Source organism: Pseudomonas sp. NFACC56-3, from assembly GCF_900100025.1.
Lineage (GTDB): Bacteria > Pseudomonadota > Gammaproteobacteria > Pseudomonadales > Pseudomonadaceae > Aquipseudomonas > Aquipseudomonas fluorescens_AA.
The window spans coordinates 696,881-714,575 of record NZ_FMTK01000001.1 but is presented as its reverse complement, the minus strand read 5'-3'; the positions used below and the strand labels follow the sequence as shown (position 1 = coordinate 714,575).

Here is a 17,695-nt window from a genome sequence, read left to right as displayed (position 1 = left end):
GAAATGCCGATGCCTTCATCGCTTTTCTGGGGCTAGACCTGCGTATATCGGACTCAGGGAAAAAGAAGGGACGCCGCTGCCTGTCTAAGCGAGGTGACCCAGAGGCCCGTCGATTGATGCATAACGCCGCGATGTCGGCGAGGCGCACAGCGGCATGGAAGGGTTTTTATGAGGCACTAAGGGCCCGGGGACTCAGCACAACCGAAGCATTAGTAGCACTGGCCCGCAAGCTTGCCCGAGTGGTATTCGCCCTGCTGAAGAATCAGAGCGAATATTTACCGAAAGGCATTTAGGGGGTAGCCCTGCACCATAGAATCTCCCACAGGGTGCCGGAGGTGTGCGCAGCATTTGCATATGCCACCGCCCCCTGTGGGAGCGGGCTTGCCCGCGAAGACGCCGGCACATTCAGCATGGAAGTAACAGACCCACCGCTTTCGCGAGCAAGCCCGCTCCCACACTGGATCTCAGGTGCACGCAGCATTTGCGTACACCACTGGACCCTGTGGGAGCGAGCTTGCTCGCGATGCTTTTCCTGCAGTCACACCAAGTAGTGCTTGAGTTCCCGGGCGATGACCATCCGCTGTATCTCGCTCGACCCTTCATAGATCTGGGTGATCCGCGCATCGCGGTAATAGCGTTCTACCGGGTAATCCTCGAGGTACCCGTACCCACCGTGAATCTGTATGGCCGAGGAGCAGACCTTCTCGGCCATTTCCGAGGCAAACAGCTTGGCCTGGGAGGCTTCCGACAGGCATGGCTTGCCGGCGCTGCGCAGGCGGGCGGCGTGGAGGATGAGCAGGCGGGTGGCGTTGATGCGGGTGTGCATGTCGGCCAGCAGGTTGGCGATACTCTGGTGCTCGATGATCGGCTTGTCGAACTGGACGCGATCGCGCGCGTAGGCCAGCGCCGCTTCGAACGCCGCGCGAGCGATGCCCAAGGCTTGCGCCGCGATGCCGATGCGACCGCCTTCCAGGTTGGACAAGGCGATGGCCAAGCCTTTGCCTCGCGCGCCCAGCAGGTTGGCCTCGGGGATGGTGCAGTTGCTCAAGGTGACCGCGCAGGTGTCCGAAGCGCGGATGCCCATCTTGTGTTCGGTGCGATCGACGATGAACCCGGGTGTATCCGTGGGCACCAGGAACGCCGAAATGCCTTTTTTGCCCAGCTCCGGGTCCGTCACGGCAAACACGATGGCCAGTTTCGCCCGCTTGCCGTTGCTGACGAACTGCTTGGCGCCGTTGATCACCCACTGGCCATCGCGCAGTTCGGCGCGGGTGCGCAGGTTGTGGGCTTCGGAACCGGCCTGGGGCTCGGTCAGGCAGAAGCAGCCAATGGCCTGGCCGCTGGCGAGCTCGGCCAGCCAGGTCTGTTTCTGTTCATCGGTGCCAAAATTCAGGACCGGCCCGCAACCCACCGAGTTGTGGATGCTCATCAGCGCCCCGGTGGCACCGTCGCCCGCGGAGATTTCCTCCACCGCCAGGGCATAGGCCACGTAATCGACGTAGGTGCCGCCCCATTCTTCCGGTACCACCATCCCCAGCAGGCCCAGTTCACCCATCTTCGCCACCAGGCCGTCGTCAATCCAGCCGGCCTTTTCCCATGCCTGGGCATGGGGGGCGATTTCACCACGGGCGAAGTCCCGGGCCATGTCGCGGATCATCACTTGTTCTTCGGTCAGTTCGAGGTCGTGCATGGCTCAGTTCCCGTGGTCGTCGAAGCCGTCGAAGAAACTCGCCACATGGTCGGCGTCCAGCGCCTCCAGGGTCGGCGGGTTCCAGCGCGGGTTCTTGTCTTTGTCGATCAGCAAGGCGCGTACGCCTTCGATCAGGTCACCGCGTTCGAACCATTGCCGGTCCAGGTGCAGTTCCAGGGCAAAACAGTCTTCCAGGCTCAAATGCCGACCGCGCCGCAGCATTTCCAGGGTCACGGCCATGGCCAGGGGCGAGCGACTGTCCAGCACGTCGGCGGTCTTCAGCGCCCATTCGTGGCTATTGGCGACAGAGACCTGGCGCAACTGCTCGACCATGCTTGGCACATCGGGCAGGGCAAAAAAATGGTCAATGGCCGGCCGCAAATCGGCCAGGGGGGGCGCAGGGAGTTGTTGCTGGCCGAGTTTGGCCAGCAGGCTTTGCAGGTCCTTGAGCGGCGTGTCGTGCCATTCCAGCTTATCGAGGCGTTCATCAAGCTGTTTGAGTTTGCGGCTGTCGAGATACCAGTCGGCCAACCCACAGTACAGCGCGTCGGCGGCACGGATCTGTACGCCGCTGACCCCCAGGTAGATCCCCAGCTCACCGGGAATGCGCGGCAGGAAATAACTGCCGCCCACGTCCGGGAAATAACCGATGGCGACTTCCGGCATGCCCAGGCGACTGCGTTCAGTCACGATCCGCAGGTCGGCGCCTTGCACCAGCCCCATGCCGCCGCCCAGTACGAAGCCATCCATCAAGGCGAGGATCGGTTTGCGGTAATGGTGGATCGTCAGGTCGAGGGCGTACTCCTCGACGAAGAAATCTTCATGCAGGGTGTCGCCCTGCTTATGGCTGTCGTACAGCGAGCGGATATCACCGCCGGCGCAGAAGGCTTTGTCGCCCGCGCCACGCAGTACCACCGCACGAATGTGTGGGTCGAGTGCCCAAGTATCGAGTTGTTGCTGCAAGCGGCGCACCATGCCCAAGGTGAGGGCATTCAGGCCGGCGGGGCGGTTCAGGGTCAAATGGCCAATGTGATTGCGAACGTCGACCAGCACCTCATTGACCACGGTGTCCATGGCTGGCGCAGCTTGGGATGAAACCTGAGCTGTCATCGCTAACTCCCTGCTTTTATTGTTTTTTACGAATGGTGTCGCGCGTACCCGTTCAGGATCGTACCAGTGCAAATTTGCCTTGCACAACCGGGATACGTGCAGGTCCTGTCTGCATATTTATAGCAGTCACAGGCTCAACCGCGACCGGAAAGGACCTGCGCGATGCTGCGGCGCCTGGCGTTTCGCTCGCTGGCATGGATCAGTTGTTCAAGATCTTCCGGGGTGACGTCGAAGAAGGCCTCCATTTCCGTCAGGGCCAATTTCAGGTCTTCGGCGGTGATGGCCTGGCGGTCGACGGGAGGATGGTCAGACGGTATGACGGCCACCGGTTCGCTGGCGCGCTTGGGATAGCGCACCCGCGTCAGGTTGTTGTAGGCCAGCGCAAAGGCGAGCAACCCGGAGCCGGCCAACATGGCCGCGCCGACCGCCTGCCAGTCCAGGGCGACGATGGACGGATCCGCCAGCACCAAGGTCGCCGCCAGGGCGCCTGCCGGTGGGTGCAGGCAACGCAGCCAGCACATCAATACCAGCGCCATGCCGGCCGCCAGGCAGGCGCTGCCCAGCGTCCGCCCCAATACATGGGCCACCAGCAGTGCCACGACCGATGCACAGAGGTAACCGCCGACAATCGACCAGGGCTGGGCGAGGGCGCCTGAGGACACGGCAAACAACAGCACGGCCGACGCGCCGAGAGGGCCGATCAGGTGTTGCGCCACCTCAAGGCCAAAGACCTGTCCACATAGCCAGACACTGAACATCGTCCCCAGGGCCATGCCGATGGCGGCGCGGCTCCATTCGGTGGGGCGGGTATTGATAGCGGCGGGAAACCAGCGAGAAAGCATTAAGCGAGAATCCAAAAAACGAACAAAAAAAGGGGCTTACGGGATAGTCCCAGAAAGCCCTTTAAATGTTCCAACAGTTGGGGGAGGAACGCTGCACAGTGTGCCGGTCACAACCCCGTGCTTACAAATTCATATTAATGCTGGTTGAGTGCATTAATTTTGAGGTAACGGTCAGGCTCAAGCGCTTCTCGAGGCGGGAAACCACGTTTGCTGGGCAATGGGCAGGTTGCGTGACTGGCCGCGGCCCATCGGAAAATAGGTGAAGCCCTTGTCGGCCATGCGTTCCGGATCGAACAGGTTGCGACCGTCGAAAATCACCGGAGCCTTGAGCCGCTGCCGGATCAGCTCGAAGTCCGGCGCCTTGAAGGGCTGCCATTCGGTGCAGATGACCAGCGCGTCGGCGCCCGGCAACACCGATTCCGGCGTGCCCATCAGCATGAGTCGGGTTTCGTCGGGATAGAGCAGTTGCGTCTGCTGCATCGCCTCGGGGTCAAAGGCGCGGACACTGGCTCCCGCAGCCCAGAGCGACTCCAGCAGGGTACGGCTCGGCGCATCGCGCATGTCGTCGGTGTTGGGTTTGAAGGCCAGGCCCCACAGTGCGAAGGTCTTGCCCCGCAGATCGCCCTGGTAGAACGCGTTGATCCGCTCGAACAGCTTGTGTTTCTGTCGACCGTTGATGGCCTCCACCGCCTGCAGCAGATCACTGGAACAGTGCGCCTGCTCGGCGGTGTGGATCAGGGCGCGCATGTCCTTGGGAAAGCACGAGCCGCCGTAGCCGCATCCCGGGTAGATGAAGTGGTAGCCGATGCGCGAGTCGGCGCCGATGCCCAGGCGCACGGACTCGATGTCGGCCCCCAGGTGTTCGGCCAGTTCGGCGATCTGGTTGATAAAGCTGATCTTGGTCGCCAGCATGCCGTTGGCGGCGTATTTGGTCAGCTCGGCGCTGCGCAGGTCCATGAACAGGACCCGGTCGTGGTTGCGGTTGAACGGTGCGTACAGGTCGCGCATGGTTTCGCGCACTTCATCGCGCTCGCAGCCGATTACGATGCGATCCGGACGCCGGCAATCGGCGACGGCCGAGCCCTCCTTGAGGAATTCGGGGTTGGAGACGATATCGAACTGCAGCAAGCGACTGGCCTTGAGCAGGCATTTGTCGATGTGCGCCCGCAAAACGTCACCGGTGCCCACCGGCACGGTGGACTTCTCCACCACGATGAGCGGTTGCTCGCGATAACGGGCGACGGCCTCGCCAACGGCCAGCACCTGGCTCAGGTCGGCACTGCCATCGTCCCGGGAGGGTGTGCCCACTGCGATAAACAGCACCTGGCCGTGTTGCACGGCAAGCTGTTCGTCGCAGGTGAAGTGCAAACGCCCGGCCTCCAGCCCTTCGCGCACCAGCGCGGCCAGGCCGGGCTCGAAAATACTCACATGGCCTTGCCGAAGGCTGTCGACCTTGCGCTCGTCGATGTCCATGCACACCACGTCATGGCCCACCTCGGCCAACACGGCGGCTTGCACCAGCCCTACGTAACCACTTCCGAATACACTGATCTTCATGGCGGATTCCCTGGATCATTCCGAGCGAGCGACATGCACAACCAGCGTTCGCCGCAGTGCGCTTGGGTCAGAATAAGTCGGGGATGTTGCAGTTCGCTGACAGGCGCGGCCCCTGGGGCCTCAACTGAAGGTGGCCTGGATCAATCGGCGGCTGGTCCGAGTGGCTGGCGATGAAACACTTGGCCCTTTAAAGAAACGTCTCACGCACCTATCGGAATCTGCTTATTTCCTCTTGGGTATCTCGTTCAACACAATCGTGGCAATTGCACGCTCTCTGCTAAATCAGTACTTCGATCATTTTGTGGCCAAGTCCAGGAGGAGCGCGCTGGTGGGTGATTATCAAATGCTTCCCCAAGGTGATCATGACGCATGAAAAGACGCGATTTCTTTCAAGGCATGGGTGCCACGCTGGCTTTAGCATCAGCGGCCCCTCAGGCTATAGGCGTGACGGTTCCACAGGGCGAACCCACACATCGCGGTGTTGCCAGTCGAGGAAGCGTTTCACTTGCTCCCATCGACGCCCGTGTGGACCGTATTACCGAGATCTATACGTGCCTCAGGCCATTCCGATTGACCGGGCCACGGATTGAAACACAGCAATTGGGCAATAAACTGATCGTGCACAACTATGGCCACGGTGGCAGCGGCTGGTCTTTGTCCTGGGGATCGAGCCGGATTGCACTCCAGCTTCTGCAAAAAAAAGCCAGGAACACTAGGCGCCTGGGCGTAATCGGCTGCGGTCCAATAGGCCTTACCTCTGCCATTCTCGCTCAGCGTGCCGGTTTGCCGGTTACCCTCTATGCAAAAGAGATTCCGCCTCAGGTAGCGTCCATGGGCGCGACGGGGCATTGGTCACCGGACTCCCAGTTCTGCGTTGCAGCCTTTGCTTCCAGATGGTGCCGTCGCTGGATTGAAATGGCGGACTTCTCCTACAAGATGTATCAAGACCTGCTGGGGCTGCCCGGCGATCCAGTGCAATGGTATTACGGTTACAAGTTAAGCAACTCGTCATTCGACGTGGCGGCGCCCCGCGGAGAACCGGAATTCGCGAAATTCAACAATCCCAACCGCCGTTATCAGCCGATACAGGTGGACCTTGCGCCCGATGAGCATCCGTTTTCATTCCCTTATGTTCGCCGGTGGCAAAACCTGTTGTTCAACATCAATAGCTACGCCCGCCTGTTGTTGTCGGACTTCCTGGCAGCGGGAGGGAAGATTCATATCCGCCATTTTGAAAGCGCGGAGGAGCTGTTGAGCCTGCCCGAGAAAACAATCATCAACGCTACGGGCTACGGCGCAAAGACACTGTTCAACGATCCGGAGATTGTCGCGATTCGTGGGCAAACGGCACGGCTCGTTCAGCAACCGGAAATCAAGTATGCAATCCGAGCTCAGGACTTTCTCTTCATTCCTCGACGAGACGGCCTGGTCGTGCAGTACATCGATCGGGCAGGAAGCTATAACAATGAGGATGACAGCCCTGACTTTCAGGAAGCGTCTGATGCCGTCGAACAGCTGGCTGCCGTCATGGCGGGATTGCGCTACTGAACCTCAAATCGCATCCAGTCGGTAGGCCGCAGGCAATTGCGCGACGAACTCGCCGACCACTTCCCGGGTCAGGCTGACGATGTCTTCCACCCGCTCCATTCCGGCGCCGGTCCGCCAACTGGCGACGATGTCCATGACCGATGGCAGCGGCACGCCGTCCACCAAGGTCAATGTGCCCTGGGCCAGTTCGCCGACCACCAGCGCCGCGGGCATGGCGCCGATGCCAAAGCCGTCGCGAACCAGGCGGGTGATAGCCGAGGCCGAGTTCACGCAGTTGATGCGTGGCGAGACGATGTTGGCCGAATGCAGCAGGTTGAGGATGTCCTGGTGGGGTCGTGAGTTGCGTGAAAATGTCACGATGCGTTCCTGGGACAGATCTTCCAGTGACTCATAGGCTCGGTCATAGGCGGAGCCGGTACGCACCACCCAGTGCATCGGGTAACGGGTCAGCAACGCATTGCGCACGCTGTCCAGGCGCAGGATGTCGGTCTGGAAAATGATGTCCTGGTAGCCTTTTTCCAGCTGTGAGCAGAGGTTGCTCGCGGTGTCGGCCGACAGTTCGATTTCCAGCGCCGGGTAGCATTCCATCAGGCGTGTCACCAAGGGACTCAGCCAGGTGTGGATCACCGTGTCCATCGCGCCGATGCGGATCCGGCCGCGCACCTGGCGCGGATCCTTGATTACGGCCTTCATGCTTTGCAGGGTGTCCATGATGCGCTCGGCGTATTCGAGCACGCGCTGGCCTTCGGAGGTCAGCGACACCCCTTTGGAGTCGCGCACGAACAGGCGCACGCCCATTTCGTCTTCCAGCGCAGCGATCCGGCTGGAAATGGAGGCCTGGGTGGTGAACAGCTTTTCCGCGGTGAGGCGAAAGCTCTTCAGGCGGGCCACCCAGACGAAGGTTTCGAGAAACTTGATGTTCACTGGGGGCGATTCCTTGGAACAGTCATGGGAGCGTGGAAGCAGTGGCGACGGGAGTAACCCCACCCTGTGGGAGCAAGGCTTGCCCGCGATGAAGATAACGCGGCCTCCCTGGGAACCGAGGCCTTTGCATCGCGAGCAAGCTTTGCTCCCACAGAGAAATCCCCTCGCCATAATTGCCTAGGCTGGGTTCATTTTCTTCGCCGTTCCGGTATTAGCCAAGCAGCGGACTACCTCTAGCAATTCGTCCAAATCCGGCGCGTTATCAATCATCGCCTCGGGCCGGCACCATGGATAGTCCAACGTCGATACCCAGGCCATGATCATCGGCAGATCGGTCGCCGGCAGGGTCTTCATGTGTTCGATGGTGATGGTCAATCGTTCGACCCGTTGCGACCGCGGATCGAACCGCCAGTCGTACAGGCCACAACCGACACGCGCCTCGCCGCTGTTCTTGTCTGACATCGCCACCAGCCATTTGCACTGGAACGCTTCGGCGTTTGCCGGCGGAGGGGCGGCCAGGCAGAACGTGTAGACGTTTTCGAAGGTCTGGCCAAAGCGACGGACCAGCACATCGCCAATGGCGGCACGGCCTTCAACGTGGTCGGGAAACGTGATGGCGCCGGTGTGCACGACCATGTCCAGACTAGCCGTCGCTGTAAAGGCCTGGTCCAGCAGGTGCGGGCGGTTGCCGTCCTTGGCTCGGATGTACTGTTGAATCGAGAACTGAGCAGTATTCATCGTGTATCCCTTCAAGTTGAAAAGCAGCCTGGTTCGAGGCCTACAACTCACTGTTCAATAAGTCCGTCACCAGCATGCAGCCCGGGGCGTGGGTAATGCACAGCGGTGGACGCGAGGCCTGGACCACCGATTGAGGCGTCACGCCGCAGGCCCAGAATACTGGGATTTCATCCGCTTCCACCGGTACGGCATCGCCGTAGTCCGGCGTATCCAGGGATTGAATGCCGATCAGCGATGGATCGCCGATGTGCACCGGGGCGCCATGAACATTGGGCATGCGCCCGGTAATCTGGATCGCCTGGATGGCCGCGGCGGCTTTCATCGGCCGCATGCTCACCACCATCTTGCCAGACAGGCGGGCGGTGGGTCGCGTGTCGATGTTGGTCTGGAACATCGCGACATTGCGCCCCTGTTCAATGTGCCGCAAACGAATGCCGGCCTCCAGCAAGGGTTGTTCGAAGGAGAACGAGCAACCGAGGGCGAAGGCCACCAGGTCGTCCTGCCACAGGTGTTCGATGTCCACCGGCGATTCGTTCAACTCGCCGTGGCGATAGACCCGGTATTGAGGCACTTCATGACGGATATCGATGGCGGCGCCCAGGTTGCGGAAGAACGGATCCCCTTGCTCGGTCACGTCAAGCACCGGGCAGGCCTGGCGGTTGAGGGTGCAGTAGCGCAGGAATTCATTGGCCCAGTCGCCGGGCAGAATCACGATATTGGCTTGCACGCGACCCTGGCCCAGGCCGCTGGTATGGCCCTGGTATTGGCCGGCGGCGATGCTTTGGCGCAAGACGAGAGGCGTGCATTGCTGCAGTTGTTCGAAGGACGTCATCACGGGGGCTCCAAGTATTCGTTCGCTACTTTGAGAACACTGTGCTGAGGACGTCCAACAAGGAATATCGGTACCCCGCGACAACTAAAAGTTATTCGAGCGGCGGTTGGCTGTTCAGGCCGGGGGCGGCCACCATGCGTAACGGCCCGACATCGACGGCGTACTGGCTGACCACCTGGCGGCTCATCTGGACGATGCTCTCGATCAACTCCAGGCCGACGCCAGCGCGCCAGGACGCAACCACGTCCAGTTGGGGCAGGGCGGTACCGGGTTCGAGCTGGATCAATTCGCCGCTGGCCAGGGGCTTGGCCACCAGTGCGGCCGGCAAGGCGCCGACGCCGAAACCGTCACGAATCAGCCGGGTCATGGCCGAGACCGAATTGACGCAACTGACCCGCGGCGCACTCACGCCATGGGCGTACAGCAGGTTGAGCACGTCCTGATGCGGTCGCGAATGCTTGACGAAGGTGATGATGCGCTCGCTGGCCATCTCCACCAACGACCCATAGGGTCGGGCATAGATCGACTGGCTAGCGGCGATCCAGTGCATGGGGTAGTGCCCCAGTTCCAGATTGCGCACGCTTTCGTGGCGCACCAGATCGGTCTGGAACACGATGTCCAGGTAGCCTTTCTGCAATTGCTCACAGAGGTTGCGTGCGGCATCGGCGGTGATTTCGATTTCCACGGCGGGGAAGGCCTGCATCAGCATCGACATCAATGGGCTGAGCCAGGTATGGATTACCGTATCCATCACGCCGATGCGCACCAGGCCTTGCTGCGGGCTGCTGGTGTCCAGTGATTGCTTCAACGCCCGTTGGACGTCGAGCATCTGTTGCGCGTAGTCGAGCACCTTGAGGCCTTCGGGTGTCAGCGAGACCCCACGCGAATCCCGCACGAACAGACGCAGGCCCAGTTCCTCTTCCAGCGAAGCGATCCGGCTGGAGATAGCCGCCTGGGTGCTGAACATCTTCTCGGCGGTGAGGCTGAAGCTTTGCAGCCGGGCGACCCAGACGAAGGTTTCGAGGAATTTGAGGTTCATGAAGGCTCTCTGGAGGCGTGTGGTTCTTATTGATTGCAATTGTTACTCCAGATCGGGCCATCGGCCGCATCAAATTTTCTTATGCCCGATCCGGTTTTTTCCCGTTTGACGCTGCGCGGACCCGGCACCAAGAATCCGCTCCACGACGCAGCCCCACCGCGCCGACACCCCCATGACGACAATAACGAGGCGTGCGCACAGCCCCCGGTGGGTTCGCTCGCGCCCATAAAAGGAGCGCGCCATGCAACATGCCACATTCCCACGATGGACCTGCACCTCGGCGGGCACCTTGCTCGGCCTGAGTCTGATCGGCGTGCCGTGCGCCCAGGCTGACTTCATCGCCGACAGCAAAGGCAGCCTGGAGGCCCGCAACTTCTACTTCAACCGCGACTTTCGCCAGGAAGGGTCACGGGACAAGGCCGAGGAATGGGCCCAGGGCTTCCTGCTGCGGATGGAATCGGGATACACCGCCGGGACCGTGGGTTTCGGCCTCGATGCCTTGGGCATGGCCGGTTTCAAGCTGGACTCCGGCGGCGGCACGGCCGGCACCAATCTGTTGCCGACGGATTTGTCTGGCGGCTCCCAAGACCGTTATGGCGAATTGGGCCTGACCGCCAAGGTGCGCCTGTCCAATAGCACCTTGAAACTGGGGACGTTGCAGATCAAGGACCCGGCGGTGAGTTCCAACGACACGCGCCTGTTGCCGGGAACGTTCAAGGGTGGATTACTGAGCGTGCAGGAAATCGATCGCTTGAAGCTGACCGCTGGGCAACTCACGCAGATCAACTTTGTCGACTCCACCGACTACCAGGACATGACCGCCAACCGCATCGGTGGCAGCAGTGACAAGTTCCGGTTCGCCGGGGCGGACTATCAGTTCCTGCCGAACCTCACGGCGCAATACCGCCATAGCCAGTTGCAAGACATCTACCAGCAAAACTACCTCGGGTTCGTCCACACCCTGGACCTGGGCTCAGGCCAGTCATTCAAGAGTGACGTGCGTTATTCCCGCAGCGCCGAAGACGGCAGTTTCCGCGATCTCGACAACCAGGCCTTCGGCGCCTTGTTCACCTACAGCCTGGCGGGCCATGCCCTGGGCCTTGGCTACCAGCGCATGAGCGGTGACGATCCGTTTCCCTACATCGGCCGCAGCGATCCGTACCTGGTCAACTTCGTGCAGATCGGCGACTTCGCCAACATTGACGAGCGTTCCTGGCAAGCGCGTTATGACTACAACTTCGCGGCCATTGGCGTGCCCGGGCTGACCTTCATGACTCGATACATCACTGGCGACAACGTCCAGCGCAGTGCCGCGGGCGAAGGCAAGGAATGGGAGCGCAACACGGACATTGCCTATGTGGTGCAAGACGGCACGTTGAAGGGGCTGGGCTTGAAATGGCGCAACGCGACGGTGCGCTCGAATTTCGGCAATGACCTGGATGAGAATCGGCTGATCGTCAGCTATACGATGGCGCTGTGGTAAAGATATTCCGGTAACACCAAAGGAGGTACCGTCGAGTCGCTAGCGCCATGACGGGGATTGCTCGGCCACCAGAAGCAATGACTGCGGCACCAGGCTTTGCGGGTGCTGCGGCTCCTGCAGGCCCACCAGTCGAAAACCCGCCATGTCCAAGGCATTGAGCCAGCTGGACAAGGTGCGGAAGTACCACGGCATCGGCTGCCATTGGCCTTTGAACCCATCGAAGGTCTCTTCTCGCCAGCCGTCCTGATAATTGCCCGCCGCCACGGTCCAGGGATGCAACGTCTGGATCACCAGTGCACCGCCAGGGCTGAGTAGGGCGTTCATGGCGGCGAGCAGCGGGATGATGTCCTGATGCAACAGGGCGAAGTTGGCGCAGACCAGGTCGTACCCGCTGCCGACGTCCACCTTCGCCTCCACCAGCGTTTCATAGGTTGCCAGATGCACCGGCGAGGATCCCGACGCCCGGGCCGCATCGACCAAGGTCCCGTCGCCATCCACACCCACCGCCTCGACACCCCGTTCAGCCAGCGCCCGCAGCAACCAACCTTCGCCGCAGCCCAGATCCAGCACGCGCTCGGGCTGACGGCTCAGTACCGCCAGCAGCATGGCCTGGTCGGTGACCGTCTGACGGCTTTCGATGGCACCGGTGCGGATGGCTTCGATCCAGGCTTGGGCATTGTGGTGCCAGCTTTGGAGGAGGGTGGTTTCGGAGAGCGACATCGATCCAGCTCCGGCAATAGGTCGACTAAGCATAGGACAACGGCTGGCGCAGGGGCCTCGTAGCTCAAAGCGGTCGGTCAAGAAACAACAGGCGTGCCGCCAGCGCTGCCATGACCCCGGCAAAACCATAGGTGCCCAGGCGTCTTGAAATCCCGCCGCTTGCCAGTTTTGCCCTGAGCTGGGCGGCGCAAACACCCAGCAATGTATGGAAGAGCAGTGCAATCAGTGCCAGCAAGGCTCCGAGGAAGATCAACTGCAGGCTCACGCCGCCGGCCTTGAGGTTGACGAACTGGGGCAGGAACACCATGAAGAACAGCAGCGCCTTGGGATTCAAGAGGCTGTTGAGGGTGCCTCGGCAGAAGATTTTCCACAGCGAAGCCGCCTGGAGCTGGCTATCTTGCGTCGCTGCCGGCGTTCTCAGCGCTTGCCAGGCCAGCCACAGCAGATAACCGGCCCCGGCCAGGCGCAGCACGTCGAACGCTGGCGCCCAGCTCATGACCAGCGCGCCAATGCCAGCGCTGACCATCAGCGTCATCAGCGTGTCCGAAAAGGCGATGCCGAGGGCGGCCGCGACGCCGGCACGCCAGCCGTGGGCCAACGCATGGCTGGTGACAAAGGCCATGTTGGGGCCCGGAACGATCAGCAGAAGCACGACAGCGACCACGAACAGGTAGAGATTGGCGGTATCCGGCATGGGGATCACTCCGAGGGATGAGCCACGACAGTAAGCGAAGGGCGAGGAGGGCGTCAGTTACAGTCCAGGCTTATCTGATAGCAACAGTGACACTGCGGATCAGTAAAGCGAATGCCTCAATGACCTCGTCTTCGCCATGCCGCCCCCGTACCAACGCGCCGGACAGGGCTTCTCCCGCGCCAACCAGGCCAATGCAGCATCGCTCGAGTTCGTCCGCTGACCACGTCGCATGAGGTTCGAGCACAGACATGAACATCTGCACACAGTTATCCAGAAGCTCCTGGAACACCGCCGCCTTTTCCTCGCTGCCGGCCAGGGCTGCACCCACGGCATGGAATTCGTCGGTGTTATCTGCTGCGCACTGAATGTAGGCGCTGGCCAGGACTTGGGCCGTCTCCTCCAGGCTCCGCGCAGTCTTGGACATGGCGTCACGGAAAGCGGTGACCCGCTCGGTATCGATCCACTTGTAGAGCTCGATCAACAGGCCCGAACGAGTGCCGAAATGATCGTAGACCACCGGTTTGGACACGCCAGCGCGAACGGCCAGATGCCCCAAGGTCAAGCGATCCGCGTCTTCCTCGCGCACGATCAATAACGCGGTATCCAGCAACTGACGCCGCCGTTCGGCTTTCGAAAGCCGGCGGGGAGGGGAACTGATAGCGCTTTGCTCAGTGTTTTTCTGCACGTTCTCGTTCCTGGTCGTAAAAAACCTACCAATGGTAGGTTGAAGTGCGTGATGTTGTGTTAGCTTACCTACTGAAAGTAGGTATAAACCAGAGACAAGGAGAACACACCATGTCAATTGATCCTATCTTGCTAATGGGCGGTTCTGGCGCCATTGGCCACCACACCGCCCGGGCGCTGCGCGCCGCTCATCCCGACGTACCCCTGCTGATCGGTGGTCGCGACCTTGCCAAGGCTCAGCGCGCCGCGGAGCACATTGGCGGGGCGCAGGGCGTGGTGATTGACTCTGCCGCCGACGATCTAGGCCTCGGCGATCACCCGCTCAGCGCCGTCGTGGTCTTTTACATGGACCACGCCCTTGCCGGGTTGCGGTTTGCGCAAAAGCGCGGCGTGCCGCACCTCAGCATTTCCTCCGGTGTTTTCGAGATCGCGCCAGAAATCGCGACATACATGCACAGGCCTGACGCCTCGCCCATAGTCCTGGGTTACGAATGGATGGCTGGCGCGACAACAGTGTCGACGCTGAGCATTGCCCGGGCATTCAGCCGAGTCCACGATATTCGTATCAACGCGCTGGTCGATGAGCAGGACACCGGCGGCCCGACCGTCGCCACCGACTTTGAACACCTGAACAAAATGCTGCCCGCCGCGCTGACTCGCCGAGACGGTGTCTTCGTCTGGCGCGAAGGGGAGGAGTCCAAGGCAAGTTTCCGCGCGCTGGATGGTACGCAAATCGAGGCTGGGGGTTTCTCGTCCATTGATGTCGTTGGCCTGGCGGCGGCGACGGGCGCACCGAATGTCCAGTTCAACATGGCCACCGCGGTGAGCTCAAGCCGACGCCAGGGTAGGCCAATGTCTACCGAGATCATCATTGAACTGGTTGGCGATGACCTCAAGGGCGAACCGCTGCATACACGTCATGCGGTCATCCATCCGGCAGGCGCTGCGCCCTTGACCGGTCTCAGCGTCGCTATGACCCTGGAACGGCTGCTCGGGTTGGACGGCCAGCCACCGACTCCGCCAGGGCTTTATTTCCCTTATCAACTGTTGGACGCCAGCGCGTATCTGGAGCGTTTGAAGGAGGAGGGCGGTGAGTTGCGCAAGCTGCAGGAGTAATGACCTGCGCAGTCCCGAGCCAGGCGGCCCGCGGTGGCTAGCGCTCAAGCAGCTCCCGAACCCGCTTGGCAATGGCAAGGCAAGAGGTCAACCCGGGCGACTCGATCCCGAACAGATTGATCAATCCCGGAACGTTGTGCAGCCGTTCACTGCTGATGAGAAAGTCGCTGGCAGGTTCGCCAGGTGCGGAAATTTTCGGGCGAATCCCGCTGTACCCGGGCTGCAAACTGTTGTCCGGTAAACCGGGCCAATAGCTACGAATCGCTGAATAGAAGGCATTGGCTCGCGATGGATCGACCTGATAGTCCTCAGTCTCGACCCATTCGGTGTCCGGGCCGAAACGCGCTTGGCCGCCCAGGTCCAAAGTCATGTGAACCCCGAGGCCGGCGGCCTCCGGCGCGGGGTAGATGAGATGTGTGAAGGGCGCGCGCTTGGCCAGGCTGAAGTAGCTGCCTTTGCACAGGTAATCCTGAGGTACCGTTTGTTGCGGCAAGCCCTCCATGCGCCTGGCTAATGCAGGCGCATGGAGGCCGGCCGCGTTGATCAGCAGGCGGCAAAACAGCGCCATCGGTGCCGTCCCTCCGACATTGAGAAGGAAACCCTCAGCGGTGACCTGGGCGCTGGTCAGGGGCGAGTGGAACGCGATGGTAGTGCCCGCCGCTTCGGCATCGCCCTGAAGCGCCAACATCAACCCATGTGAATCGACGATGCCGGTCGACGGCGAATACAACGCGGCGATACATGCAAGCCCAGGTTCCAGCGCGAGGGCTTGCTCACGATCGAGCAGGCGTAGATCCTCCACGCCATTCACCCGTCCTCGCTCGAGCAAGACTTCCAGTTGGCGAACTTGCGCTTCATCCTTGGCGACGATCAGCTTTCCAGTTTTACGTGTGCTGACGCCATGGCTATCGCAGTAGGCATAAAGTGCAGGCCTGCCCTCGACGCACAACCGGGCTTTAAGGCTGCCGGGCGGGTAGTAGATCCCGGCATGGATCACCTCCGAGTTACGCGAGCTTGTGCCGATACCAATCGCTTCTCCGGCTTCAATCACCAGCACTTCATGACCTGCCAGGGCCATTTCGCGCGCGACGGCAAGACCGACGACACCCGCACCCACGACTACGCAATCGATATCGACACTCACCGTCACGACTCCTTTCTCTGTGCTTATTCCTTACGCAACAGCACCCTGGTCACTCGACGCTCTTCAACCTCCATCACGGTCATGCTCCATCCTTGGCAACTGAGCGTGTCGCCAATGATCGGCAAGCGATCCAACAGGCTCATCACCAGACCAGCCAGCGTCTGGTAATCCTCTGTCTCTTTCGCCTGGAAGTCGATGTGTTCGCGGACCTGACTGAGATTCAGGGCGCCGCTGACCAGGAAACCGTCTTGCTGGGGCACGATATTCGGGCCTTCGATTTCACTGGCATCCGGCAGTTCACCTGCAATGGATTCCAGGATGTCAGTCATGGTGAGGAGGCCGACGAAGTCGCCGAACTCGTTCACGACGAACGCGATGTGGGTCGACTCTTTACGCATTTGCTCCAGGGCATTGAGGATCGTGAAGCTGTCGAGCAGGTTGATGGCTTTGCGCGCCATGACTTCCAGGTTCGGCTGATTGCCCGCCAGTATTTCCTTGAGCAGTTCTTTCTTATGGACAAAGCCTAGCGGCTCATCCACGCGCCCTTCGCGGATCAACGGCAAGCGCGAATAAGAAGAGTGCATCAGCGCCGTACGGATGTCTTGCGGAGCGTCTGCCAAGTCGAGGTGGTCAATTTGCGCACGAGGCGTCATCACGCTGCGTATCGGGCGTTCGGCCAATTGCAGCACGCCACTGATCATGACCCGTTCGCGCCGATGGAAAACCTGCTCCGGTTCATCGCCTTCCAGCATGTCGGCGATTTCCTCGCCGACTTCATCGGGCCCCAGCTTCTGACCGCCCAGCAGGCGCAACACCGCATGGGCGGTACGCTCGCGCATCGGCCGAAGACCTCGCAGGCTTTTCTTGCGACGCGAGCGCGCCAACTGGTTGAACAGCTCGATCAGGATCGAGAAACCAATCGCGGCGTACAAGTAGCCTTTCGGGATGTGGAAGCCCAGGCCTTCAGCCGTGAGGCTGAAGCCGATCATCATCAGGAAGCCCAAGCACAGCATGATGACGGTAGGGTGGCCGTTGACGAATTTTGTCAGCGGCTTGCTCGCGATCATCATCAAGCCGATCGAGAACATCACCGCGATCATCATGACCGACAGGTGCTCCACCATCCCCACGGCTGTGATCACCGCATCCAGGGAAAAGACCGCGTCGAGCACCACAATCTGCGCAACGATAGGCCAGAACATCGCATAGGCGGCATTGCCGGAACGTTGCGCCACGTGGCCCTCGAGCCGCTCATGCAACTCCATGGTCGCCTTGAACAACAGGAACACACCACCGAATAGCATGATCAAGTCCCGCCCCGAGAACGTCTTGCCGAACACCTCGAACAGCGGGTTGGTCAACGTCACCATCCAGGAGATGCTGGCGAGGAGGCCAAGGCGCATCAGCAACGCCAGGGACAGGCCGATGATGCGGGCACGGTCGCGCTGCTCGGGCGGAAGTTTGTCGGCCAGGATGGCGATGAATACCAGGTTATCGATGCCGAGCACCAGCTCCAGCACGATCAACGTCAGCAGGCCTAGCCATGCCGTGGGGTCAACGATCCATTCCATGGA

The 17,695-nt window shown here is 60.9% G+C and carries 17 protein-coding genes; 4 read left to right on the top strand and 13 right to left on the bottom strand.

Annotated elements, in window-relative coordinates; all coding sequences use genetic code 11:
• A partial coding sequence (locus BLO80_RS03025) for a transposase (RefSeq protein ID WP_139196897.1) occupies nucleotides 1-293 on the top strand: 293 nt, incomplete at its 5' end.
• A 245-nt stretch (nucleotides 294-538) separates the two neighbouring features.
• On the opposite strand, the gene BLO80_RS03020 is transcribed toward BLO80_RS03025, so the two are convergent.
• The 4 genes from BLO80_RS03020 to BLO80_RS03005 all read right to left on the bottom strand — a co-directional run bounded on the left by BLO80_RS03020 (nucleotide 539) and on the right by BLO80_RS03005 (nucleotide 5,199).
• Complete coding sequence (locus tag BLO80_RS03020) at nucleotides 539-1,690, bottom strand: acyl-CoA dehydrogenase family protein (protein ID WP_092326671.1); 1,152 nt, start codon at nucleotides 1,688-1,690, stop codon at nucleotides 539-541.
• A 3-nt stretch (nucleotides 1,691-1,693) separates the two neighbouring features.
• Nucleotides 1,694-2,800 carry an enoyl-CoA hydratase/isomerase family protein gene (locus BLO80_RS03015; protein ID WP_092326669.1) on the bottom strand — a complete coding sequence of 369 codons (1,107 nt, stop codon included), beginning with the start codon at nucleotides 2,798-2,800 and terminating at the stop codon, nucleotides 1,694-1,696.
• Between the two features lie 134 nt (nucleotides 2,801-2,934).
• Nucleotides 2,935-3,642, bottom strand: a complete 708-nt coding sequence (locus tag BLO80_RS03010) for an HPP family protein (RefSeq protein ID WP_092326667.1) — start codon at nucleotides 3,640-3,642, stop codon at nucleotides 2,935-2,937.
• Between the two features lie 177 nt (nucleotides 3,643-3,819).
• On the bottom strand, nucleotides 3,820-5,199 hold the full coding sequence (locus tag BLO80_RS03005; RefSeq protein WP_092326666.1) for a UDP-glucose dehydrogenase family protein: 1,380 nt from the start codon (nucleotides 5,197-5,199) through the stop codon (nucleotides 3,820-3,822).
• Between the two features lie 369 nt (nucleotides 5,200-5,568).
• Here BLO80_RS03005 and BLO80_RS03000 point away from each other — a divergent pair, with 369 nt between their 5' ends.
• Nucleotides 5,569-6,747, top strand: coding sequence for an FAD-dependent oxidoreductase (locus BLO80_RS03000; protein ID WP_092326664.1), 1,179 nt, complete (start codon nucleotides 5,569-5,571; stop codon nucleotides 6,745-6,747).
• Between the two features lie 3 nt (nucleotides 6,748-6,750).
• Here the strand turns inward: BLO80_RS03000 and BLO80_RS02995 are convergent, their stop codons facing one another.
• The 4 genes from BLO80_RS02995 to BLO80_RS02980 form a co-directional block, all read right to left on the bottom strand.
• Nucleotides 6,751-7,671, bottom strand: a complete 921-nt coding sequence (locus BLO80_RS02995) for a LysR family transcriptional regulator (protein WP_092326663.1) — start codon at nucleotides 7,669-7,671, stop codon at nucleotides 6,751-6,753.
• Nucleotides 7,672-7,848: 177 nt separating this feature from the next.
• On the bottom strand, nucleotides 7,849-8,409 hold the full coding sequence (locus BLO80_RS02990) for a hypothetical protein (protein ID WP_092326661.1): 561 nt from the start codon (nucleotides 8,407-8,409) through the stop codon (nucleotides 7,849-7,851).
• A gap of 40 nt (nucleotides 8,410-8,449) precedes the next feature.
• Entirely contained in the window at nucleotides 8,450-9,241 is a 792-nt protein-coding gene (locus tag BLO80_RS02985; RefSeq protein WP_092326660.1) for a putative hydro-lyase, read from the bottom strand.
• Nucleotides 9,242-9,332: 91 nt separating this feature from the next.
• Nucleotides 9,333-10,280, bottom strand: coding sequence for a LysR family transcriptional regulator (locus BLO80_RS02980; RefSeq protein WP_092326658.1), 948 nt, complete (start codon nucleotides 10,278-10,280; stop codon nucleotides 9,333-9,335).
• A gap of 241 nt (nucleotides 10,281-10,521) precedes the next feature.
• On the opposite strand from BLO80_RS02980, the gene BLO80_RS02975 reads away from it, so the two are divergent.
• Nucleotides 10,522-11,763: an OprD family porin gene (locus tag BLO80_RS02975; protein ID WP_092326657.1), complete on the top strand. Its 1,242-nt coding sequence runs from the start codon at nucleotides 10,522-10,524 to the stop codon at nucleotides 11,761-11,763.
• A gap of 39 nt (nucleotides 11,764-11,802) precedes the next feature.
• On the opposite strand, the gene BLO80_RS02970 is transcribed toward BLO80_RS02975, so the two are convergent.
• The 3 genes from BLO80_RS02970 to BLO80_RS02960 all read right to left on the bottom strand — a co-directional run bounded on the left by BLO80_RS02970 (nucleotide 11,803) and on the right by BLO80_RS02960 (nucleotide 13,862).
• Nucleotides 11,803-12,483, bottom strand: a complete 681-nt coding sequence (locus BLO80_RS02970; protein ID WP_092326655.1) for a class I SAM-dependent methyltransferase — start codon at nucleotides 12,481-12,483, stop codon at nucleotides 11,803-11,805.
• A gap of 64 nt (nucleotides 12,484-12,547) precedes the next feature.
• On the bottom strand, nucleotides 12,548-13,177 hold the full coding sequence (locus tag BLO80_RS02965; RefSeq protein ID WP_092326654.1) for a LysE family translocator: 630 nt from the start codon (nucleotides 13,175-13,177) through the stop codon (nucleotides 12,548-12,550).
• Nucleotides 13,178-13,247: 70 nt separating this feature from the next.
• Nucleotides 13,248-13,862, bottom strand: a complete 615-nt coding sequence (locus BLO80_RS02960) for a TetR/AcrR family transcriptional regulator (RefSeq protein ID WP_175459441.1) — start codon at nucleotides 13,860-13,862, stop codon at nucleotides 13,248-13,250.
• Nucleotides 13,863-13,972: 110 nt separating this feature from the next.
• Here BLO80_RS02960 and BLO80_RS02955 point away from each other — a divergent pair, with 110 nt between their 5' ends.
• Nucleotides 13,973-14,977: an NAD(P)-dependent oxidoreductase gene (locus BLO80_RS02955; protein ID WP_092326652.1), complete on the top strand. Its 1,005-nt coding sequence runs from the start codon at nucleotides 13,973-13,975 to the stop codon at nucleotides 14,975-14,977.
• Nucleotides 14,978-15,014: 37 nt separating this feature from the next.
• On the opposite strand, the gene BLO80_RS02950 is transcribed toward BLO80_RS02955, so the two are convergent.
• Nucleotides 15,015-16,121, bottom strand: a complete 1,107-nt coding sequence (locus BLO80_RS02950; protein ID WP_092326651.1) for an NAD(P)/FAD-dependent oxidoreductase — start codon at nucleotides 16,119-16,121, stop codon at nucleotides 15,015-15,017.
• 23 nt (nucleotides 16,122-16,144) lie between these two features.
• Nucleotides 16,145-17,692: a TerC family protein gene (locus BLO80_RS02945; protein WP_092326649.1), complete on the bottom strand. Its 1,548-nt coding sequence runs from the start codon at nucleotides 17,690-17,692 to the stop codon at nucleotides 16,145-16,147.
• Between the last annotated feature and the right edge of the window lie 3 nt (nucleotides 17,693-17,695).

Bases quoted from the DNA above. Each gene is read 5' to 3' on its own strand.
- BLO80_RS02965 (WP_092326654.1), bottom strand. From the start codon at position 13,177: ATGCCGGATACCGCCAATCTCTACCTGTTCGTGGTCGCTGTCGTGCTT.
- BLO80_RS03005 (WP_092326666.1), bottom strand. From the start codon at position 5,199: ATGAAGATCAGTGTATTCGGAAGTGGTTACGTAGGGCTGGTGCAAGCC.
- BLO80_RS02945 (WP_092326649.1), bottom strand. From the start codon at position 17,692: ATGGAATGGATCGTTGACCCCACGGCATGGCTAGGCCTGCTGACGTTG.
- BLO80_RS02975 (WP_092326657.1), top strand. From the start codon at position 10,522: ATGCAACATGCCACATTCCCACGATGGACCTGCACCTCGGCGGGCACC.
- BLO80_RS02985 (WP_092326660.1), bottom strand. From the start codon at position 9,241: ATGACGTCCTTCGAACAACTGCAGCAATGCACGCCTCTCGTCTTGCGC.
- BLO80_RS02970 (WP_092326655.1), bottom strand. From the start codon at position 12,483: ATGTCGCTCTCCGAAACCACCCTCCTCCAAAGCTGGCACCACAATGCC.
- BLO80_RS03010 (WP_092326667.1), bottom strand. From the start codon at position 3,642: ATGCTTTCTCGCTGGTTTCCCGCCGCTATCAATACCCGCCCCACCGAA.
- BLO80_RS03015 (WP_092326669.1), bottom strand. From the start codon at position 2,800: ATGACAGCTCAGGTTTCATCCCAAGCTGCGCCAGCCATGGACACCGTG.
- BLO80_RS02980 (WP_092326658.1), bottom strand. From the start codon at position 10,280: ATGAACCTCAAATTCCTCGAAACCTTCGTCTGGGTCGCCCGGCTGCAA.
- BLO80_RS03000 (WP_092326664.1), top strand. From the start codon at position 5,569: ATGAAAAGACGCGATTTCTTTCAAGGCATGGGTGCCACGCTGGCTTTA.
- BLO80_RS02990 (WP_092326661.1), bottom strand. From the start codon at position 8,409: ATGAATACTGCTCAGTTCTCGATTCAACAGTACATCCGAGCCAAGGAC.
- BLO80_RS03020 (WP_092326671.1), bottom strand. From the start codon at position 1,690: ATGCACGACCTCGAACTGACCGAAGAACAAGTGATGATCCGCGACATG.
- BLO80_RS02955 (WP_092326652.1), top strand. From the start codon at position 13,973: ATGTCAATTGATCCTATCTTGCTAATGGGCGGTTCTGGCGCCATTGGC.